Source organism: Paenibacillus hunanensis, assembly GCF_034055775.1.
Taxonomy (GTDB): Bacteria; Bacillota; Bacilli; order Paenibacillales; family Paenibacillaceae; genus Saccharibacillus; species Saccharibacillus hunanensis.
The window spans coordinates 566,009-589,038 of record NZ_CP139194.1 but is presented as its reverse complement, the minus strand read 5'-3'; the positions used below and the strand labels follow the sequence as shown (position 1 = coordinate 589,038).

Genomic DNA, 23,030 nt, shown 5'->3' with positions numbered 1-23,030 from the left:
TGGAATACGTATAAGCTTCGATCCCAATCACTTCATAAGGTGCCACCTACGCATAACGAGGTAAACCAACGATTTACCTCGTTAAATAATCCAGTGGCAAAGGAGAATATACCAGCGTCTCTCCATCCTCTTCCAGTTTTAAAATAATCGCAACATCCGCTCCACCGCTCACATCTCCACGCGGTAAAGCCATAATCATCGGCGGACAACGCAGCAGCGCAGAATTACTACTCTCTATCCCTGCATCTGCGAGCGCCAGAGCAAGCAGTCCATCGATCTCTCTATACAATACATCCAGCTCGCCAATGATATGCTTATACCGCTCTTCAAAACGATCATATTTACGCTTCAGCTTCTCCTTATACTCCTCCACCTCATCAAAACACAATTCCCAATCTAGCGGATACAGTGAATGCCCTAACGAATACACATATATACTCCGCTGTCCGTATGCAATCTTGCTGCTAGATGGCTCTTGTTTGTTCATGAGTCTGATCTCCTTTACTTTTACATGCTTTTGAATGCTTGGCTGGTTTTTGATCACCAGGGTGGTGATTCGACATCCGCTCCAGGCAGAGAACATGCCAACGACCTCCGGTTAAGCCGGGATACTTTGAATGGGGGAAAAGATGGCGTATCCCGGCTTAAAGGTCGGTCTTTTGGCATCGTTCTCTGCCTTCCGCTTCGTGCTTGCATGAGCATGCGGATACTTTATTAACAGAGCTAATTCGTCTATATTGCATAACTGCATAGCATATGTAACGTAGTGAGAAATAACTGTGCTAACTAGCTTAGAATGAACAATTAACGCCGTGTGGCTTTGATACATGTTGTAACATATTGCGCAATTAACTTGCTGTATATAGGCATCTGTCTAGAAAAGAAATTTGTATTATCATTTTCTGCTGACGCAGATAGTGGCTTTTGCTTTTTCAACTCGAAATTTATATCTTACTACAAAATTAAATCAATAAAGGAACCATACTATAACAGTATAAACACATATACACTAGTATGAGCTTTTAATTATGTAGAATATCAAAAATGATAGTAAGAACAATATAAAATCTTACTTGTGTATTCATACTCATGATGCAAGCCGCACATAACGAAGGCAAGGAAATAAGGGGAAAGGACGACTTATAGTGTTAGTGCCTTTTCTAACACGAGGTTAAATAAAAAGTGATTTTTGCGAAGCAAAATATCTTACCTCTTTGGAGGGGCGGGAATCTACATTAACATTCTAATCCAGTAGATTCCCGCGGCTCCACCTGAGTCCGTCCCCTTATTCCTTGCCGGAGTGATTGTTGCACAACATCAATATGTGATAGACCTGCTCACTAACAAAGTTAACCCAAACAACTATAATGCCTTCCATAGCCTAGCACTTTTTCAAATCGAACTTTCTCACTGAAATTTTCATCTTACTATAGCATTGGATAGCTCTGCTCACCCAGCCGCTTCATCAGCAAACTGACTATTATACAAATCAGCATAAAAACCGTTCTGCTCCAGCAGCTGCTCATGCGTTCCTTGCTCGATCACCTCACCATGATTCATGACTAGAATCAGATCAGCACCACGAATCGTAGACAAGCGGTGAGCAATGACGAAGCTCGTGCGGTCGCGCATCAGTTCATTCATCGCCTGCTGGATCAGAACCTCGGTACGTGTATCGACACTACTGGTCGCTTCGTCCAAAATGAGGATCGACGGGTCAGCGAGAATGGCGCGGGCGATCGTGAGCAATTGCTTTTGCCCCTGTGAAATGTTAGATGCTTCTTCATTCAGCACCGTATCATAGCCCTCTGGCAATGTACGGATAAAATGATCCGCACGTGCCGCTTCCGCAGCCTGCACGATCTGCTCCTCAGTCGCACCCTCGCGCCCATAGGCAATATTATCGCGAATCGTACCGCCAAATAGCCATGTATCCTGTAGCACCATCCCGAATAGACTACGTAGATCGCCCCGCGGCATCTCGGTAATATCGCGTCCATCGATACGAATGACGCCACCGTTTAACTCATAGAAGCGCATAAGCAGATTGATCAGCGTTGTTTTCCCTGCTCCTGTTGGGCCGACAATAGCAACCGTCTGACCGGCATGTACCTCAATGTTCATATCGCCAATGAGCAGTTGATCTGGCTTATAACCGAATTGGACATGCTCAAAGGTCACATCTCCACGTACACGAGCTGGAGTAGAAGAAGTGCCCTCCTTCGTCATACTCACGCCTTCACTCAGCGCAGGGCGCTCTTCTTCCCGTTCATCCAGTACTTCGAATACACGCTCCGCCGAAGCAATCGCTGACTGGATAATATTCGAGATATTGGCGAGCTGGGTAATCGGCTGTGAGAATTGACGGGCATACTGGATAAATGCCTGAATACCACCGATTCCGATACTGCCGCGTGTGACCATAATCCCGCCGACCACACAGATCAGCACATAACCAATATTACTCACAAAGTTCATCAGCGGCATGATCGTTCCTGAAATGAACTGCGCACGCCATCCCGAGTTATACAGCTTCTCATTCAATCCATCGAAGGTCTGTAGCGCTTCTTCCTCGCGTCCAAATGCCTTCACAATCTGATGTCCGGTATACATTTCCTCGACATGACCGTTCAATTGACCCAGTGCTGCCTGCTGTCCGGCAAAATGCTTTTGCGAGCGACGTGCCACGAAGATCGTCACGATCAGACTAAGTGGAATGGTCAGTACAGTGATCAGGGTCAGTAGCGGACTCAGCGTTAGCATCATAACAATTACACCAACAAGTGTTACGGCAGACGTAATCATCTGCGTCAGACTTTGCTGGAGGGTCGTACTAATATTGTCCACATCATTTGTGACGCGACTCAGCACCTCACCATGACTGTGGCGATCATAATAGCTAAGTGGTAAACGGGTCAGCTTTTGCTTAATCTCACGACGCATCTCGTACACCGTATTTTGCGTGACCGATGCCATCCAATATTGCTGAATATACGAGAAAAGCGCGCTAAATATATACAACCCACCCAATATACCAAGCAGCTCGAAAATATAATCAAATCGGATCGCTCGACCACCGCTCACACTGTTAAATAGCTCATCTGTCGCCATACCGAGCACACGCGGTGAAAAGATAGAAAATAATGTACTTAGTAATGCCGCGATCAATACACCAAGCAAGTGTAGCCGATATGGACGCAGATAGCGTACCAATCGTTTCAGCGTAGCCTTAAAATTTTTCGGCTTCTCACCTGGCAATCTCATGCCCATGCCTGGAGGGCCACCCATCGGGCCACCACCGGGAGGACGTCCGGAGGGTCTGCGATTGTTATCGTTACTCATGCGCTCTCCTCCTCCGACAATTGCGACGATACAATCTCACGATATACCTCGCTATGCTGCATTAATTCATGGTGTGTACCGATTCCAGCAATCTCGCCTTCGTCCAGTACGATAATCTGGTCTGCATCCCGAACGGTGCTTACACGCTGGGCAACCATGAGCACGGTCGCATTGACCGTTTCCTGCTTTAAGGCTGCACGCAGCTTGGCATCCGTTTTGAAGTCCAGTGCCGAGAAGCTATCATCGAAAATATACAGCTCTGGCTGACGCACCAGCGCACGCGCAATCGATAAGCGCTGCTTTTGACCGCCCGATACGTTAGAGCCACCTTGCGCAATTTCAGAATTATACCCTTCTGGCATACGCGAAATGAACTCATCCGCCTGTGCAATCTGAGCAGCATGCACCAGCTGCTCCTGCGTCGCATCCGGCTTACCATAGCGTATATTGTCCGCTACGGTTCCGGTAAATAATAGCGCCTTCTGCGGCACATACCCGACACCCTCGCGCAATCGCTCCTGCGTTAGCTCACGCACATCATGTCCATTCAATCGAATCGCACCAGCGCTTACATCGTAAAAGCGTGGAATCAGATTCACCAGCGTTGATTTCCCTGATCCGGTACCCCCGATAATCGCGGTCACCTCACCACGGCGCGCTTGAAATGAAATATGTTTCAGCGCAGGCTGTTCGGCACCCGGATAATAAAACTCGACGCCGTCGAACTCCAGCACCACATCACGAGCAGCACGATTATTCGCCTGATCAGCAGGCTGAGCGCGTGTGTTCAGGTCTGCTGCTACAGCAGATGCAGTGCCACTAGCCGCTTGAGTTGCTACCGGATCAACGATATCCGGCTGCATATCCAGCACCTCATTCACACGTGCCGCCGATGCCGAAGCACGCGGAATCATAATAAAGATCATCGACAACATCAAAAAGGAAAATAGAATCTGGGTCGCATACTGTACAAATGCCATCAGATCACCGACCTGCATATTGCCATAGCTAATCTGAAAGCTACCAAAACCAACGATACAAATGATCGATATGTCCAAAATTAGCATCATCATCGGCATCATGAGCGCCATCAGCTTATTCACACGAATCGCCGTATCTGCCAGATCGCGACTCGCCCCGTCAAAGCGTACATTTTCATAACGATCACGGTTAAAGGCACGAATGACACGAATCCCGGTCAGATTCTCACGAATGACCATATTGAGTCGATCCAGCTTTTTCTGCTGTGCTTTGAATAGCGGGAATCCACGCCGTCCGATCAGCCAGATCGTCAGCCCCAGCACTGGAATGACCACAATAAAGATCAGCGATAGCTGCGCCTGCTTGGATACCGCCATAATAATACCGCCCAGCATCATTAGCGGTGCCATAAGCATCATGCGTAGCAGCATGGTTAGCACCTGCTGCAATTGCGTAATATCATTGGTCGTGCGTGTAATAAGCGAGGCTGTACCAATCCGATCAAACTCCTGCAACGAAAAATGCTCCACATGCGAAAACACACGACTACGCAGATCGCGCCCAAATCCAAGCGCAACACGCGCCGAGAAATAGCTAGCGGTAATGGAACACACCATGCCAAGCGCAGCAAAAAGAAGCATATATGAGCCGATACGCCAGATGTACGGGATATTCCCATGCGCAATCCCCGTATCCACAATATCAGCCATTAATGTAGGTAAAAATAGCTCTGACATCGTTTGCAAAAAGGTCAGCAATAGAATAAAAACTGCGGCCCCATAATAAGGCCGCAGTTGACGGAGCATCCTAGTCATGTTGACCATCCCCTTTGTGGGTGGGCTCCAGCGGTTCAAATACTCGTTCTTCAAAATACTCATATACACGTCCAAGCAGCTGTGCCAGCTTGCGACTCTCTTCTTCTCCCAAATAATCAACTAGCCCCTCAAAGGAGCTTTTGAACACGGACAGCGATTGATCCATGATGGATTCGCCCTTATCGGTTAGCGTAACACGAACAGCACGGCGATCGCTTGGGTCCATATTGCGTTCAACCAGGCCGTCATTTTCCATGCCTTTAATCAATTGCGTTACAGTGGGAGACGTCACGCGAAGCATACGGCTAAGCTCGGAAACCTGAATGCCACAGCTTTTGCAATCTTCCTGATTGCCAATACAGATTAATGCCATGATTTCACTTGGCTTATGGCCAGCTACAGGCTTTTGCCGCCAATCCGCTTTTCGAAATAAGCGGAACGCTCGCAGCAGCTCCTCGCCCATCGGCGAGATTCCTTCAAATTTTACATCTTCCACATTATTCACCCCGGGATTCGATCACATTTTGTGTAAGCAAACTATTATTTAGCATGACTATTTATTAGGTTATCTAATTTTATAACTTGAAGTAATTCTTTGTCAATCATTATCTATTATAATACCACTAGTTTCGCGTATTTTAAGCCTATTCTTATAAATTAAGACGTTTCATTTCGTATATTTTTTGATGCAATTCATTTTAATTTACCACTGGATATTAAAATTGTTAAATTTTTGTTAAGAAATATTCTTTTTTACGTTTTTGAGTATTTTTTTACCATAAAAATGTTAAAAAATTCTTCAGAATTACGATAAGTATATAGAGAGGATTTGCAGCAGCTTGCAAAGCTCGTACAGATCAAAGGAGGTTAATCAAATATGAAAACAAGCAGCCTGCGTTCGCCATGGCGTCTATCTGCCAAAACTAGCGTATGCGGCTGGCTCGCCATCATGCTATTGCTCCCCTCTGCTCCAATCCATGCGGCAGAAATCACTGCACGTCATGAACAGGTTGGCCAGGATACGTATCTTGGTGGACAGTATATGGAGCTAGGCATTGCAGAAAGTGGCACACTGGGTACATCAACCGCAAGCCCGGGCGGCTTCCACCCCGGTTCATTGCGTAAAAGTATTGGCCTGAACACCGACAGTGATGGTTATGATAACGGTAAGGACATGAGCAGTGGCGATTACATCCTGCCAGGCAGTCCGTCAGAAGGCTTCATCGTCGGCTACAAGCAAACCCCGTCAGACGCCAGCCCCAAAAGCTTCATCAATGAACAGCAAAACGGCAATATCGATATCCCCGGAACTACGCAAAACATCTCCACTGATGATCTACTTGCTGCCCGCACAGTGGGCACTACACGCGATCAAGCCCTCGGAGTTAATCAAACGATCTCATTCAAACCAGGCGATTCCTTCTATAAAACAACCATTACTCTTACCAATCCCAGCGTGACTAACTCCGTCTACGATGTTCATTATATGCGTTTCCTCGATCCGGATATGGATGCTGACTTGAATAACGATAACAGCACCATCAACTGGGTTCCCTCCAATCCACCTTCTGATTCCGATGCGATCGCGATCGCTATGGGTAGTGCCAGCGATAATGTGTTTATGTATGTAGCCAGCGATCCTCGTGCACAGGCTTCTGTAGGCTATAGCCGTGATCCGTATAGCGCACCAGCCTTTAAGGCAGATGGAGCAGAGCGTATGGATGCAAAGCTTGCCGATGAATGGCTGACATTAACCTTTAATGCAGGTAATCTGAAACCGGGCGAATCGACCGAGCTGGTCTTTTACAGCAGTGTGAACCCGAATATGAATGCTGCTCTTGCTGCTATTCATGCTGATTATCAGACCGCTCCAGAGGATATTCCAACTGATCTGACGCTGTCTGGCGATGATCTGACCTGGGATATGAAGCCAGGTGCGAGTGCAGGATTGCTGACAGCAACCAGTGCTAATCCAGACGATAGCTTTATTTTCAGTCTGGTCTCGGGTGAAGGCAGCGAAGGCAACAGCTACTTCGACATTGAGAACAACCGACTCGTAACCGCCTCTTCACTCGTACGCGGTGTATCCAGTTATCCGGTACGTATCCGTGTAACCGGGCCACAGGGCGGCACATTGGAGAAAACATTCACTGTTCGCGCACATGCACCGGAGAGCAGCACAGAGCTGACGTCCCTATCGCTACAAAATGGTACGCTACAGCCGGGCTTCAAGCCAGATGTAACGATGTACCATGCGAATATGAATGCAGACGCAAGCGCCATTACCGTACAGGCTAGCGTATATGATCCGGATGCGACACTGTCCGTAGACGGCGTCACTGTGACGGATCAAGTATATGGCACACACAGCTTCATCTATACGGCTCCATTGACCGATGATCTGACTGATCTAGCATTAAAAGTCACCTCACCGAGTGGTCAGAGCAAAACGTATACCATTCAGGTCATTCCAGCGAGCCTACAGGCTGAGCCAGAACAGACCGTAGCTGCGCCACAGACCGATGCAGCCGATCCGACTCCGACTACACCAACCGATTCGGAACAACCAACTGCTGGCAATAACGAAGATGGCAACAACGGCGTAGAGGCTCCTCCTGTAACAGCAACTACACCAGCTACGCCAACCGACAACACGTATGTACCACTGGAAGCACCGCTGCTTACGATCACCTTCCCCTTCCTGCCAGAGCTGCCTGTCGATCCAACGACAAGCATTCCGATTCTGATCAGTGGTGGTAGTGGAAGCAATGGCGCAGGGGCTTCGCGACTGGATGATATCGTTGCAGACAATGCTACAGCACCCGCTCCCGTATCGGCACCTGCTGCAACAGCAGCTCCTGCTACCAAAACAGGCAAAGCAGCGACTGCACCGACAGTAGCGACAGGTACGAAAGACAATCACAAGGGCTATATTCAGGGCTATCAGGACGGCACCTTCCGTCCAGAGCAAAAGGTTACCCGTGCCGAGCTTGCCGTGATGCTGGATCGCCTGATCGGCGACCAAGGTAGTGCAGGCAAGCTGGAATTCAAGGATATTCCCGCCTCCTACTGGGCAGCCTCCGGTATCGGACTCGTGCAGCAAAATGGCTGGATGAAAGGTTATCCAGATGGCACATTCCAACCAGGACAAGCAGTAACACGCGCTGAGCTTGCCTCGCTGATCGCACGCTGGAAGGAGCTGGACAGCTCTAACACATCCTCGCCGAGCACCAGCGATGTATCCGGCAACTGGGCAGCTTCGGATATTAACAAAGTCGTAGCTGCTGGCTTAATGAAAGGCTTCCCGGATGGCAAATTTTATCCGAACCAGCCGGTTACTCGTGCTGAGATTGTAACTGTGTTGAACCGTATTCAGTCAAATTCAGCAACTGAAACAGGAAAAGGTTCGAGCAACTGGTCTGATGTCACACCTCAGCACTGGGCGTACGATGCGATTAATAAGGCTTCGAACGGACAATAATTCTGAAATAAAATAACTCTGAAATGACAATAATACCGTCCTACAAGTACGATCTAGCATCATGACAAGGCAACACTTAAAACCAACGCATGTGCAGTTTATAGGTTGAACCCACACACAGTAAAAGGCGAGCTTATCTCCATCGATAAGCTCGCCTTTTTATATACTATTGTTTATGTGATGATACGGATTGAGACGATACAGTACAGAACGACACAACTGCTATCCGACGACAATGGGCTGGGTGTTCTTTTGGCTACTAATCAGCAAGTGAACGGCTATGTATCGGATAAAAACAGGTTATATTGCATTCGTTTGAAGGTTGCTGACTACTTTGCAGCTAGTGCTACTCCCATTGCTCATACTTTGTTTTAACATTATTTACCGACACAAATCCCTTTTGCAGTAATGGATTCGGTACGCTGATATTATACTTTTTAATCTGGCTGTTCAGCTCATCGATTTGCGCTTCCCATTGGCTTGTCGATGAGTCGTTTAGATGGTGATCCATTTGCTCGATCAGCTCCTTCATCCCGATGCGAATTTGCTTTTGCAGCTCTAACCAGGGTGGCAGGTAGTTGGCGGTTTTGAGTACGGAGTTTAATACATCGCCATCGGGCGCATCAAGCGGCTTACCTGCTCCTTTGAGATTGTCCATGCCACCTTTAGATACATAATCATTAAAAATATCGTCCAGATGATTAGCTGATCCTAGTTTCTTAGGTGTGAGCGGTTCGCTCGGCTTATCGTTAGGGTTCATGCGGTAATTCCACCTTTCGTATGGGTTAAGGTCATAGAGCGACGGTATGTAAAATGAAGGGTATATAGTATGCTTCGGATTCGAGGGATGGAAACCCTTTTAAAATTTGATTTTTCTTGAAATTATGTATTAAATTTGATCTTTTTGTGAAAAGATGCTTACCATATTTTAAAATCTAACAATTCTCATAAACTACAACTACAACTACAACTACAACTACAACTACAACTACAACTACAACTACAACTACAACTACAACTACAACTACAACTACAACTACAAAAAATGTTAGCACTTTACATCGATACCACAAGCTTAAAAAGACGGACAATAGCTACACACAGCATCGTCCGTCTTGATTGTTCTATTAATAAAATCGGTATCTATACACTATTGCCATATTCAATGGATCATGGGTCGCGCGCTCTTTGCTTTTCTTCTATATAATCTCCATTCTTCTACTCTGTTCCCTTAATCCTTCCACTCCGGCGGCAATAGCTGCGCATATGGATTTTGTAAAAAGCGATCATCGACCAGCATGAGCAGACCGTGATCCTGCTCGGTACGAATCAATCGTCCACCTGCTTGCAGCACCTTATTCATACCTGGGTAGACGTAGGCATAGTTATAACCGCTATGTCCTCCTCGGCTAAAATGCTCACGAATCAGCTCACGTTCAGGGCCAATCTGGGGCAAGCCGACACCGACGATGATCACGCCCGTCAGGCGGTCGCCTGCTAGATCGACACCCTCGCTAAAAATGCCGCCCATGACAGCGAATCCGGTTAAGGTGCGCTCGTTGTAAGGTTGGAAGGCTTCGAGGAATCGATCTCGCTCTTCCTCTGCCATACTGGATTGCTGTACTAATATATCTGTATCCGGCTCCAGCGCTTCAAATGCTTCCAACACATCACGCATATACTGATAGGACGGGAAGAAGGCAAGATAATTGCCCTGTCGCTCATTGACCAGCTGGGCGAGCAGCTCTGCCAGCTCCTGCCGAGTACGTTCCCGGTCGCGATAGCGTGTGGACAGAGGCACGATGCGTACTTCGAGCTGTTCCTTAGAAAAGGGCGATGGAATCGAAATATTGTAATCATCCTCTGCCGCGCCCAGCATATCGCGGTAATACCGAATAGGCGATAAGGTCGCTGAGAAATGAATGACCGAGCGATATCCCTTGGCCGTCTGACGAAGCTGTAGCGATGGATCGATACAGAACATACGAAGTATGACCTCGCTGCCGTCCTGCTCTACATACGTAATATGGCTCTCCATATCGTACAATCGTCCAATGCGTAAAAAAGCCTGTGCTGCAAAATACGTCTCCAGCAACTGCTCGGTCTCACCGCTATCTCCCTGCTCTAGCAAGGTCGTCTCCGCACGAATCGTGAATTCTTCCAGTAGCTTGAAAATATCCTCCGGTGCTTCACTGCGGCTGATCATCTGCTCTCCATCCATTTGCTTACGCAGGCGGATAAAATAGGCATTGATCGCGCCAGCGATTTTGGACAATGGCTCTGAACGCTGCTGGTAGTCTCGTTTTAGATCGAGAAATGCAGCCTTATTCAGCTGAGCGGAAAACATATTCCGTCCACGATCGACCAGATTATGTGCCTCATCGACTAATAGCACCGTACTTTTGCGCTGGTCATCCGTCATACGCTTGAGCGATACACGCGGATCAAACACATAGTTATAGTCGCAAATGACCGCATCCGACGCATACGAGGCATCCAGTGACAGCTCGAAGGGACAGACGGTATGCTTTTGCGCATAACGCTCGATCACATCGCGGTTCATGAGTGTTTCGTTCGTGAGCATATCGAGAATCGCTTCATTAATACGGTCATAATAACCATTCGTGTACGCGCAATCCTCCCGTCCACTTCCGCCCTCGGCGGTGCAAAAGCAGACCTTATCCTTCGCCGTAATCGTCACACCATGCAGATGCAGACCATTTTGCTGCATGCGCTGGAGTGCATCCTCGGCGTTAGCGCGAGTGACCGTTTTGGCGGTAATGTACATCAGTCGCTCCGCACGTTCATTGCCGATACTTTTAATCGCGGGAAATAACGTCGAGATCGTCTTGCCTGTTCCGGTAGGTGCTTCGGCGAACAGATTCACCTGCTCGCCAATCGTCTTATACACCGCTCCAGCAAATTGCCGCTGACCTGAACGATACCCGGCAAATGGAAACGGCAAGCCCTCGATGCTAGCATTACGTCGCCGGCGATGCTCGGCTAGCATCTCCGCATAGGGCGCATATTGCTCCAATGTATCCATTGCAAAGTTTTGTAGCTCCTGACGAGTGCGAATGCGCTCCAGCTTGGTTTCTTTGCCACTGCTTTTGTGTACATAGGTGAGCTGAATACGTACCTGCTCCAGCTCACGCTGTTCAGCCAAAATATGCCCGTACATTTGCGCCTGCGCCCAATGCACCTCACGCCCGTCTCCGATATCCTCTGCTGTGATCGAAGTGGATTTGATCTCATCGACCGTGAGCAAGCCGGACTCGTCTATCCATAATCCATCGCAGCGTCCTTCGATGCGAAATAGCAGATCACGTAAAGGAATTTCGATCCGTAGATGAACCTCCTTCTCGCCTTCTTCTCCGTAGCCTTCCTGCACCTGCTTATGAATACGTGTGCCTTCTTGCATCGTCTGTGCTACGCGAAAGCCTGATTCAATACTGCCGCTCCGATACACATATTCCACCAGTGGACGTACCGGAATATCAATAATGGTCGTCATGATCTTCACCTGCTTTCTCTCTGTGTCTAGCTGTCTCTATTTATGCATGTGGGTTTATTGTGGTTATCCTATTCCTATCAAGTGTGATAAAAGGAATTCTAGTGATTAATGATATGTGAGCCAATGTAGGTGGTAGGATGTACACCACTCCGGGAAAGAATAAGGGAACGTCCTCCCGTCTCGCACAGGAATCTACGCAATAGGAGATCATTGTAGATTCCCGTGCTCAAAAGTCGTCCGTTTCCCTTATTTCCTTCCCTACGTTCCGTAAGTTTCCTACATGTGCGATCGTACAAGCTTTTATAACTCATTTCATAATCTATAACCTATACACGAACTATATATCTTAATGTATCTTGGATAGCTAAACTACGCACTTCTATCTCTACCTGATATGAAGCATTTTATCAAAAGGGAAAGCTATGAAAAAAGATCTCATTGGGCATCCTATTATGAACAAGTTATAAACAAGCTCGTTAGAGGTCTATTTTTCGCCCATTTATTCATGCCATTACTCGCTATATTGATATGGCGATCCATCCTATTCGATTGGATAATATTGCTATACATAGCATCCTATCGATACAGGAGGAATACATATGAAGTATACCGTATCCAAATGGTTATTATCTGGCGCACTTGCAATGACAGCCTGTTCTGCTATTTTACCCGTTCCGTCCAGTCATGCCGCGGTGATTAATCATGATCAGGTAGTTGGTTTTAGCGAGGTGACACCGACCAATGATTCGCAGCGCGCTGCCAAGACCTTTCAGCCCTTTCTCAAAGTATACAATGGCAGTGTGCCGTTCCCTGCTGTCGATGCACAGGGGAATACAAGTGGTGGGCTGAAGCCAACAGGCTCACCGGAAGGACAGAGCAGCAAAAGCATCGGTCAGGTGTATGCGCGCTCGGCATGGTACAACGGTGCGTGGGCGATTATGTATTCGTGGTACTTTCCGAAGGATGAAGCCTCTCCATCGCTCGGTCATCGTCATGATTGGGAATGTGCCGTCATCTGGATCGACGATCCGACAGCTGCTAATCCAAAGGTATTGTCCATCTCGTACTCCCAGCACGGCGGCTTCCAAAATGCTGCGCCAACAGGCAACAATATGAGCGGCTCCCATGCACTCATCGGCTACCGTAGCATCTGGCCACTGAATCATTCTCTCTTTAGTGTAACCGATGTGGGCGGCACCCAACCGCTAATCAATTGGGAACAGCTCACACCAGCCGCACGGGATGCGCTGAATACGACAGACTTTGGCGATGCTAACGTACCGTTCAAGGATTCGAACTTTACAAGCAATCTGCAAAAAGCGTGGTTTAAATAAAGCTCACTGCTGCATAGGAATTCATGCGAAAAGCCGTTATCTCTCGAATGAGGAGATAGCGGCTTTTGTATCGTAAACTACACCGTATTTTGTTTATACTATAAGGGATAGAGCTTCCATTTACAGATTACAGGCTACATAGTATATAAACTTTTATAGTATAGAATTTCTAGAGTATAAAGCTTCTATCTATTGCCTCATCGCTTCTGCATCTGCTCACGCGTAAATCGCAGCCACTCCCGCGCCGCAAAGGATAAATACCGCTCACGATGCCAGATCATCCCGAGCTGCCACGGAATCGCTGGCTGTACATCCGGTACGATATGCAGCTTCTCCTGATTGATCTGCCTACAAATCGTCTCCGGTAATAATGCAATCCCCAGCCCTGCGCTCACCATCTCACTAATCAGATCCCATTGCGAGCTCTCATAAATAATCTTCGGCTGAAAGCCTGCTCGAATACACGAATCGATAATTCGTCCATGCAGCGTAAAATCCTCGCGGAAAATAATAAACGAATCCTCCGCTAACTCGATCAGCTCTGCCTGCTCCCGACCTGCCAGCGGATGCGTCACCGGAACGAGCAGATTCAGCTTTTCCTCTCGAAATGAGAAATATTCCAGCACCTGATCCGACACCGGCAATACAGCAACCCCGATATCCAGCGCACCGCTGACCACATCATTTTCCACCTTCTTACCGCCATCCTCAAACAGCTGAATCGTCACATTCGGATACAATTGATGAAACTGTCCAATAATCCTTGGAAAAAACCGCGACCCAATCATCGGCGGCAGCCCAATCCGCAGGTGCCCACTCTTCAAATTCCGCAAATCATCCAGCTGCGAGGACAGACTCTCAAACGACTTCACAATATTCTGCGCCTGTTGCTCAATCACTCTCCCCGCATCCGTCAACTCAATCGACCGCCCCACCCGATTAAACAAAGCCGCCCCCAATTCCTCCTCCAACGCCCGAATCGTCTTACTAATCGTCGGCTGCGTAATAAACAACGCCTCCGCCGCCCGCGTAAAACTCCCCAACCGCACAACCTCCATAAAATACTGCAAATGCCGAATATCCATCCCAACGCCTCCTCGATGTAACGTATTCCTATGTCTATTTATCTATTCATCTATTTGCCTATGTGCTTACATCTATTTATGTGTTTTTTATATACTTATGCGTTCGTTTATCTATTGTTCTACCCATCCCTACACCTTCTCCCCATGCTCCCTGTTACCGCCTTATCACCTCAACAAATCATTTCCTCTTCACCTTACGATCTGTTACTACTATCTACTATCCACCCACTCCACTGCCCTATATAAAGCATACAAAGTCTCATACACACACCTCATTAAACAAAATGCCCCCTCACCATAGCGTGTATGCAAACACCCCTGTCCCTCCTAGCACAGAACGAAGGGAAGGAAATAAGGGAAACGGACGGACTTTTGAGCACGGGAATCTACATTTCACTCCTACTTCGTAGATTCCTGTGCGAGACGGAAGTCCATTCCCTTATTCCTTCCCGAAGTGGTGCATACAAGACAGCACCAGTGTTTCACACCCGCCCTCCCAACCCATAGCCAAACGGAATACATTTCATGCCATATATGAATTTTACTCATGAAAGAAACAGATGTAAACTTTTCATATCAGCTAGAACACTCTTCATTTCCTTACAACTGTCATTTACACATCGAATATTAAGAGAGAAGGATTTACCTCATGAAAAATATAGGGAAAGGCATTATCCAAGTCGCTGCGCTGATGGGTTTCTCCGAGCTACTGAATCTGCTGGTGAGCTGGCTACATCTGCCTGTTCCCGGCAGTATTATCGGCATTGCGATTTTATTCATTTTGCTACAATCTCGCGTTATCAAGCTGGAATGGGTCGATATCGGAGCAAGCTGGCTACTGGCGGAGCTGCTACTTTTCTTCATTCCATCTGCTGTCGGGGTGATGAACTACATTCCGATGCTGGAGCAGGATGGCGTACGCATTATGGCCATTGTTATTTTCAGCACGATTCTCGTTATGGCTAGCTCCGGTCTACTGGCTGCCATCATGTCCAAACGAAAGGAGCGTCATTCCTCATGAATTCGATTATTTTCCTACTGGCAACATTGATCATCTATGCAGGAGCGAAGAAGCTGTACAAGCGCTTCCCGCGTGTATACTTGTCGCCTTTGCTGACGACTCCACTCGTTCTGGTCATCGTGCTGCTCATCATGAAGATTCCATACACGAATTACAATGAAGGCGGTCATCTGCTGTCCCTGCTGCTACAGCCAGCAACGATTGCATTTGCGATACCACTGTACAAAAACTTGCCCACACTCAAAAAGCACGCCAGCGCGATTATCGCGAGTGTGCTTTGCGGATCGCTCGTTGCAGTGAGCACATCGGCATTGTTTGCCAAGCTGCTGCATCTGGATCATAATCTGATGAGTAGCATTATCCCACGCTCGATCACTACACCGATTGCGATGAATGTATCCCAAGCGATTGGCGGCGTGCCTACGATTACTGCTGTGTTCGTGATCATCACCGGTCTGATTGGCAGTATGATCGGCCCGTATATGGTAAAATGGTTCCGAATTGAAAGTGAGATTGCCCGAGGCATTCTATTCGGTACAGCGGCTCACGGTACAGGTACATCGAAGGCATTTGAGCTCAGCTCATTGACTGGAACGATCGCCAGTATCTCGATGATTCTGTCGGCTTTATTTACACTGGCGACCACGCCTATTCTTGCACTTATGATGCTGCCCTGAACGGGCAGCTTTTTTTGTGTCTGTATAAATAAACTATTACATACATAGTTGCATAAATAACTTCCCTTTGATACCCATCATTTAAATATAATTTTATACGTATAAGTGAATAATTATTAGTTTAATTAAATTTTTTATTATATTAATTGCAGGTTATTTAATTGTGTTTTCTATTAATAAATTATTTGAGTTGTTGCAACAACTATATGAAACTCGCTGTTAAATCCATTATTATCCATGTATTATTAACGTATATATTCGGACAATTTCCAAAATTTTTATCCAGTCCCAATTGCAAAAGATGAATTTTATACCGATATTGTTGTATATTTATATAAGAGCAGCCTGATGATTGGAGCCAACAGGCAGACGAATTTTGATCAATCGATAATGTGATAATCTAAACTGACCAAAGCGGAGGACCTTAATCATGAAAAAAACAGGTATGGTACGTCAATTGGACAGTCTCGGCAGAATCGTTATTCCGAAAGAGATTCGGGATACGATGGAGATTGGCATTAGTGATCCGATGGAATTTTTTATTACTGAAAAAGAAATCATCTTCCGCAAGCACAAGGGCATTCAATGCATTTTCTGCGGTAGCTTTGACGATCTGATGTACTACAAGGATCAATTCATTTGTGGAGTATGTGCGGAGCAGATGGGTGACGAATCCCAGCATATTCCGATGGAGCAAATGACCGAAGCACCTGCATTTAGCCGCAATTTGCAGTCTTCTCTACGTAAGTCCAGAAGCAAACGCGGTGAGATGCTGACCAAGGTGGAAACAGCGATGCAGGAGAACCCTGGCGCGACACAAAATGAGCTGGCTCGCATACTTGGCATCTCACAAAGCCGTGTTTGCCAGATTCAAAAGGAATTGCGTGCATCCAGTTCTACTTACGAGCGCTAAGGATCAGCGATGAGCAGGATGTAGCACCGATCACTGGCTTTGCTTGATTTATGATCGTCTGACGAGCAGTATAACGAACCATTTATCATTTTCTAGTCGAAGACATGATCGATACGAACGACGGAAACAGCTCTAAATGCAGCTGTGCTCCAAGCGCCTGTTCATGCTGGTATCGATTCCATTATGTAATGTATCGCTACCGATGGTTAGAGATGCACTGGATGAGGGCTATCGCCTGGCTTTGAGCTATAGATGATGATGGTGATGGTAGGGTTGTTATCCTTATCTCGCTTAGGATGGTCTGAATATAGGCATGCTTGTGAAGAAGTCTATTCTTTTGCTCCTAACATTGAATTTTATACGATTACAAATGAACCCCCACTGCATTCCATCATGGATGGATTCAACGTGGGGGTTTTACTATCGCTGTAGATTGGATATACCTGTAGTTTTGATATCGCCACAGGTTGTGATATGACTACTGGCTTGAATATGATCATGAACAGTAACTATTTCTTCACCCAATACGCACTACCATCCTCATGACGATCCATAAAGCCGTATTCGATCATATATCGGCGCAGCGTAACATAATCGGCAAATGCAGCAGATAGCACCTCATTCACCTGTTTTTCTGTATACTGACGATTGCTATCAAAACGCTTCACCAGATGACGCAAAATAATAATTTTTCGTTTCTCTTTGCGTGGGAATTCAGACAATGGCCCATCCAATCCCTCTTTAAAATACTGCTTCAGGAGCAATGCACTTTCCTGCTCTGTAATATTATACCGTTCGTCCACCATCGTCGCCGTGCGATGAATCTCGATAAATGGTGCAGGGTCATTACTCTGTTGCTCCAGCAGCTCCATAATCGCCAATAACACTCGTGCCTGCTTGGCTTTCTCCCGCAACGCAAACCGATGGTTGCGAATGGTCGATTTACTGCTCCCATGCTCGGCTACCAGCTCCGCATCACTTTTCCCTTCATAAAAGGATTGCAGTAAATTGCATTGCAGCTCCGTTAAGCCGGTCAGCTTTTTGTTCAGTGTGAGCAAATAGTGGAACATAGAAACGTAGTTTAAGCGAATATGCTGCTGAACGAAGCGCTCCGCCTCAAAATACAGCCCATCCTGCTCATAGATTCTCCCCTTTTCAAATACCTGCCCATCGATCAGACATACAAACCCACCAAATGGCCCTGCATGTGCATCCTCCATATATCCCTGCTTCAACTCTTCCAGTGAAGCCTGCCAAAAACGATCGGCTTGCTGCTTGCTGGTTATTTCACTCATCGTGATTGCTCCTTTACTTGGATAGAATAGATTAAATAGTCGACTTTTTATATTTATATATTAATGTCTATCAAATAAATAGTCAAATTTATATTTTGTCTATTAAAAATACAAACAAATTCATGTTTTTCGGATTATATTTCGTTCGTATTCGGTTTGAGTCGGATTATACTCTGAATATTACATAAAAATAACCAGCCCGCCTTCAGTTCATGACCGAAGAGGAGCTGGTTATTTACAATGTACAATATAACAAGTATAGCCAATACAGCAGATACAGCTAGCCATCAGTCGAACGTCCAATTAGCATCCAATCAGCATTAATCTTCTCATTTCAATCTAGCTCACTTTAATTCAACTCTTTTTGCAAATAGTCTGTGACCGCACTAATTTTAGTTTTCATCTGCTTCAGATCAAGTGGCTTTGTTTTAGAAATTCTCGTGATTTGAACAAGAATATTATTATACGCGATTAAACAAGTATCGTATTGATCTAGTATTGGCTCATTTTGCTCCTGCTTTAGCGTATTGCTGGGTCAGGAGATCATGTCTTTGCCAAGCGAATGCTGGAGGTAGATCACATCAACTACCGTAAACGCATCGCCTTGATTATCCTTATAGATTAATTGTTTTTGCGTCGTCTCATTGGATTGCTCTCCATTCTTCGTCAAAAAAGAGCGTGTGTTGAAGGAGTCAGCCGGGTCAATCGCTACCAGATTCGTGTCTGTCGTATGCTTTACGATATGGGCGTCTGGAATTACTAGATTGGTGGAGCTTTGATCGAATAGCTTTTCGTATTGTTGGTAGCTATATATGGTATCCGAGCTTGAGGTGGTTGAAGCTACAGGAGCGGCTTGCTTTGGGGTGCTAGCGGTCTCTTGCTTGTCACAGGCAGCGCACAGAATGGAAACAGCAATCCATAGCATGAGGAGTTGCTTCATTTGGCTTCACTCTTTTCTATGTAAGTTGTTGAATGGCATCGCTATATTATGACTTTACTCTATACACCCATCTAACGTATACCGGGGTAGATTGGCTACTATATTTTTATTTTTATTTCAATTCCGATTTCTATTGCTATTTCTGTTTCTGTGTCTATTTCTATTCCTGTTTCTCCTTCTGTTCTGCTGCAAAATAAAACCGAGCACTCTTTTCATTAAGAGTACTCGGTCTTTTTCTCATTCACTATTTATAGTAGCAAAATATTTCGTTTCCGATCCATCACTTACGACGAATGCACAGCCTGCTTGCTCACACGTCGAGCTGCTATAGCCGGACGGGACAGCGAGTACAGCGCGCACAGGAAGGACAGTACGACAATCGCTGCGCCAACCCATGAATTCATGTTTACTGTACCGGTATTTTTAACCACGATTCCACCGAGAGCGGAACCGATGGCGATACCGACCTGGAGTGCGGAGAAGTTGAAGCTTTGCTGAATATCGGATGTTTCCGGTGCATTTTCGATCAGGTAGCTTTGCTGTGCTGGCGACAGTGCCCAGCTCAGTGCGCCCCAGACGAACAGTACGATCGGGAAGATCCAGATCGATTTGACAGCCAGTGGTAGAACAGCCATCGTCAGGGCGAATACACCGATCACGATCAGAATACTACGGCGGCTACCCAGACGGTCAGACATCATCCCACCGATCATGCCACCACTTACAGCAGCAATACCGAATACGAAGTATACAATACTAATCCAGTATGCATTCAATCCCATCGTATTTTCCAGAAACGGTGTCAAATACGCGTACATTGTATAGTGACCTGCCAGCAGCAGCATCGTTACGAGATGCGCGCTGAAGATTTTAGTATTTTTCAGAGAAGCGAGCTGTGCACGCAGTGGCATGGATTCTTCAACCGGAATACGCTCCATGAACAAGGCAACGATCAGCATAGCAACGAGGGTGAGCAGCGCAATCGCCAGGAACAGCACGCGCCAGCCAAGTGCTTCTTGAATCAGAACGCCGATCGGTACGCCGAGTACGATCGATGAGCTAATTCCCATCGAGATAATACCGATAACGCGAGCACGAAATTGTGGGGCTACGACTTTTACTGCAATGGTTAGTGACAGGGTAACGATCAGCGATCCGCTCGCTGCTGTCAGCATACGTGAAGCGAACAATACTTCGTAGTTCGGGCTCCAAAATGCAAGCATGCTACCCGCTGTAAAGATCAGCATCGACCACAGATACAGCGACTTCCGTTCTACACGGGAAGTGAGCGCCAGTAACGTTGGACCAGCAATCGCATAGACTAATGCATAAATGGTGATAAGCTGTCCTGCCGTACCGATCGATACGTTCAGATCACGGGAAATCTCAGGCAGTACACCACCGATAATCAATTCAATCAAGCCGACCGTGAAGGTCGCAATGGTCAAAATCAGTACCTTGAAATTCAAGCCTTCTCTCTCCTTTGTTTTAAACGATTCATTTTTAACATGCATGCAGACGGATCGACAGGATCCGCTGCTTATGTTCAAAACGGGAGTGCCGGAATGCTGCAAAATCCATAAAAAAATCCTGATTACAACAGGATGCATAGACGATGCACCATCTGTAGTAATCAGGATTGTTCGGTTCCTGGTAGAGACCCTCAAACCATATTATTGAGGTTATACACGATGTATGATAAATTCCTTCACTCATTCAGTTGTAGGTTAAACATTGATGGGACGTCACATCAACATTACATACCTTACCAGATGAGAAATGGAATTTCAACAGTTATTTTTTATTCATTTAGAATTTCCTAAAAGTGCTTTATCCTCAACTGAAGTTATCTATTTAACTTCATTAATTCAATTGAGCAATTATAGTGTTATAATTTTCCAAGTATCATTTTAATTAAAATCTAAACTATATGTTTGAAGATTATATTCCCAAATCTCTTTACATATTTCCTTAAACTTGGCGTCTTGACGCTTCGAAGCATAAAATTGATAAATTCCATATAAACTAATTGTCTTATATACACCCTCTTGATTTTTAGATTTAACCGAATCTTCCAAACTTGACAGTAATTTAGATATACCTTTCGAGTATTCTTGTTTTCTAAAGAAATATATAGCATATTGAAGATTGAGTTTAGAATAATTCAAAAAATGGACTTCCTTCTTGTACTGTCCTTCAATACTAATAAACTCTGCTTTATCATCTAAGTATAATTTAAATTTCTTCAATTCGCTTTCAAAAAAATAGTTGTACTTGTTAGAAGCTTCTAAAAGCAGAGTTATTCCTTTTAAAATTTCATTCTCATTTTGCTCTAAAATTTTCAAATATTCTGAAATATATTCTTTATTACCTTGTTGTATATCAAGTGATAGCATTTTAGACTGAGCAAAAATATTTAACTTTTCTAACTCCTTCATATTTTTCTCATCTAGTCTTTCATCCCATTTCAGCTCCTGATATGCTTTAATCCAAACCTTCGCCTGATCATAATCTCCTTCTAATTCGAAACAAACAGCTTTAAGAAAATAACTTCCTCCATAATAATATGTAAAGGGTCGCTCTGTTTTAAAATACTTATTCTTCCATGTTTTTATCTTGTAAATATTATGAGTAAGTTCATATAATTCATCCGCATATTTTCTGACCTCTTCTAATTCTTCACGAAGAGCAAAAAAGTTAGCCAGCTTTAGTAGAGCATCTAAAGCTAAATAATGGGGAATTTGATTTCGATACGGTATAAATTGTAAGGCTGCTTTATTTTTCATTCTCTCATCCGTTTTGTAAATCTGAAATAGTCGATAATAGGAAATACCCAAGCGTTCAGATTGATGTGATTTCTCGGCTTCGACTACTTTTTTATATAATATACTTGCTGCTTCGTAAGCCTCCTCTTCGAACATTTCTTCAGCAACTTCAAATATAAAAGGAATTTGTTTTAAATCTTCAAGAAGATATTTCAATGCTTTACATATACAGTCTAAACGACCAATATGACTACATTTGAAAAAAAATGGTTTTATTCTTCGCCAGTGAATTCCTTCTCTAAAACATTCATCTACATAGAGTGAATAATAATGCCCTTCAGGTAAACTCATTTGCTTTGTTATCCGATCCAGCATTTTGAGAGACATTATTCTAGGCGGAGTACCATTAAGAATAGAACTCAGAATACCTTTATTAATATTGGTCATATTTGAAAATTTAGTTAAATTTAGATTTTCAGAAGTAAGGAAACGTTTCACTTCTTGCTGTATATTATTTAACTCACTCACCGCTAAAACCTCCTACGCATACAAATACATATAACTCTACAAGTATTTTAATATGTAAATATTACGATATTAATCAAATTTTAAAAATAGCAGCTTAAATCCAATCTATTGGATAAAGCCACTATTTTTCGGCCATTATATTCACCTTAAATTAAATGGAAATATTTTTAAAAACCAGTAATAAAATAATAATTACGATAGTGGGAGTACTTATGTGAAAGGAGGATGTAACAACTCTCTATCATTTATCATTGATTTTTGCTTTTTAAGTATTTTATTAAAAGAAATCCCCCATATATCAAAAAAGCAAACAAAACTATAAAAATTAAAAACAAAATC

16 protein-coding genes and 1 riboswitch are annotated in these 23,030 nt (G+C 45.0%); of the genes, 5 read left to right on the top strand and 11 right to left on the bottom strand.

Translation table 11 applies throughout. The features are described from left to right. Window positions 1-73: 73 nt before the first annotated feature. The 4 genes from SK066_RS02300 to SK066_RS02285 form a co-directional block, all read right to left on the bottom strand. Window positions 74-487, bottom strand: coding sequence for a hypothetical protein (locus SK066_RS02300; RefSeq protein ID WP_320543496.1), 414 nt, complete (start codon window positions 485-487; stop codon window positions 74-76). Window positions 488-1,449: 962 nt separating this feature from the next. Continuing rightward, window positions 1,450-3,342 (bottom strand): ABC transporter ATP-binding protein, encoded by a 1,893-nt coding sequence (locus SK066_RS02295; RefSeq protein WP_320543495.1) that lies wholly within the window; start codon window positions 3,340-3,342, stop codon window positions 1,450-1,452. Then, entirely contained in the window at window positions 3,339-5,138 is a 1,800-nt protein-coding gene (locus SK066_RS02290; protein WP_320543494.1) for an ABC transporter ATP-binding protein, read from the bottom strand. Before SK066_RS02290 ends, SK066_RS02295 begins: the two co-directional genes overlap by 4 nt. Continuing rightward, complete coding sequence (locus SK066_RS02285) at window positions 5,131-5,634, bottom strand: MarR family winged helix-turn-helix transcriptional regulator (RefSeq protein ID WP_229685622.1); 504 nt, start codon at window positions 5,632-5,634, stop codon at window positions 5,131-5,133. Before SK066_RS02285 ends, SK066_RS02290 begins: the two co-directional genes overlap by 8 nt. Before the next feature lie 381 nt (window positions 5,635-6,015). On the opposite strand from SK066_RS02285, the gene SK066_RS02280 reads away from it, so the two are divergent. Continuing rightward, on the top strand, window positions 6,016-8,619 hold the full coding sequence (locus SK066_RS02280) for an S-layer homology domain-containing protein (protein ID WP_320543493.1): 2,604 nt from the start codon (window positions 6,016-6,018) through the stop codon (window positions 8,617-8,619). A 346-nt stretch (window positions 8,620-8,965) separates the two neighbouring features. Here the strand turns inward: SK066_RS02280 and SK066_RS02275 are convergent, their stop codons facing one another. After that, window positions 8,966-9,379: a DnaJ family domain-containing protein gene (locus SK066_RS02275; RefSeq protein WP_320543492.1), complete on the bottom strand. Its 414-nt coding sequence runs from the start codon at window positions 9,377-9,379 to the stop codon at window positions 8,966-8,968. Between the two features lie 471 nt (window positions 9,380-9,850). Beyond that, window positions 9,851-12,133: an ATP-dependent DNA helicase gene (locus tag SK066_RS02270; protein ID WP_320543491.1), complete on the bottom strand. Its 2,283-nt coding sequence runs from the start codon at window positions 12,131-12,133 to the stop codon at window positions 9,851-9,853. A 644-nt stretch (window positions 12,134-12,777) separates the two neighbouring features. Between SK066_RS02270 and SK066_RS02265 the strand changes: the two genes are divergently transcribed. Next, complete coding sequence (locus SK066_RS02265; protein WP_320544782.1) at window positions 12,778-13,467, top strand: NPP1 family protein; 690 nt, start codon at window positions 12,778-12,780, stop codon at window positions 13,465-13,467. A 197-nt stretch (window positions 13,468-13,664) separates the two neighbouring features. Here the strand turns inward: SK066_RS02265 and cidR are convergent, their stop codons facing one another. Beyond that, a complete protein-coding gene (gene cidR / locus SK066_RS02260) occupies window positions 13,665-14,552 on the bottom strand; it encodes a cidABC operon transcriptional activator CidR (RefSeq protein ID WP_188774314.1) in 888 nt (295 codons plus the stop codon). A gap of 649 nt (window positions 14,553-15,201) precedes the next feature. Between cidR and SK066_RS02255 the strand changes: the two genes are divergently transcribed. The 3 genes from SK066_RS02255 (at window position 15,202) to SK066_RS02245 (ending at window position 17,163) form a co-directional block, all read left to right on the top strand. Further along, window positions 15,202-15,573 (top strand): CidA/LrgA family protein, encoded by a 372-nt coding sequence (locus SK066_RS02255; protein ID WP_320543490.1) that lies wholly within the window; start codon window positions 15,202-15,204, stop codon window positions 15,571-15,573. Beyond that, the gene (locus tag SK066_RS02250; RefSeq protein WP_320543489.1) at window positions 15,570-16,250 is read left to right on the top strand and encodes a CidB/LrgB family autolysis modulator; all 681 of its coding nucleotides are present in this window, start codon (window positions 15,570-15,572) and stop codon (window positions 16,248-16,250) included. Before SK066_RS02255 ends, SK066_RS02250 begins: the two co-directional genes overlap by 4 nt. Window positions 16,251-16,680: 430 nt before the next feature. After that, entirely contained in the window at window positions 16,681-17,163 is a 483-nt protein-coding gene (locus tag SK066_RS02245; RefSeq protein WP_188774317.1) for an AbrB/MazE/SpoVT family DNA-binding domain-containing protein, read from the top strand. A 509-nt stretch (window positions 17,164-17,672) separates the two neighbouring features. Here SK066_RS02245 and SK066_RS02240 read toward each other — a convergent pair. From SK066_RS02240 to SK066_RS02225, 4 genes are all read right to left on the bottom strand, one after another. Continuing rightward, the gene (locus tag SK066_RS02240; protein WP_188774318.1) at window positions 17,673-18,458 is read right to left on the bottom strand and encodes a DUF2087 domain-containing protein; all 786 of its coding nucleotides are present in this window, start codon (window positions 18,456-18,458) and stop codon (window positions 17,673-17,675) included. A 535-nt stretch (window positions 18,459-18,993) separates the two neighbouring features. After that, window positions 18,994-19,398 (bottom strand): hypothetical protein, encoded by a 405-nt coding sequence (locus SK066_RS02235; protein ID WP_320543488.1) that lies wholly within the window; start codon window positions 19,396-19,398, stop codon window positions 18,994-18,996. Between the two features lie 284 nt (window positions 19,399-19,682). Then, on the bottom strand, window positions 19,683-20,867 hold the full coding sequence (locus tag SK066_RS02230) for an MFS transporter (RefSeq protein ID WP_320543487.1): 1,185 nt from the start codon (window positions 20,865-20,867) through the stop codon (window positions 19,683-19,685). 141 nt (window positions 20,868-21,008) lie between these two features. Beyond that, window positions 21,009-21,107, bottom strand: a riboswitch (purine riboswitch). Between the two features lie 201 nt (window positions 21,108-21,308). Beyond that, window positions 21,309-22,691: a hypothetical protein gene (locus tag SK066_RS02225; protein ID WP_320543486.1), complete on the bottom strand. Its 1,383-nt coding sequence runs from the start codon at window positions 22,689-22,691 to the stop codon at window positions 21,309-21,311. Window positions 22,692-23,030: the final 339 nt, after the last annotated feature.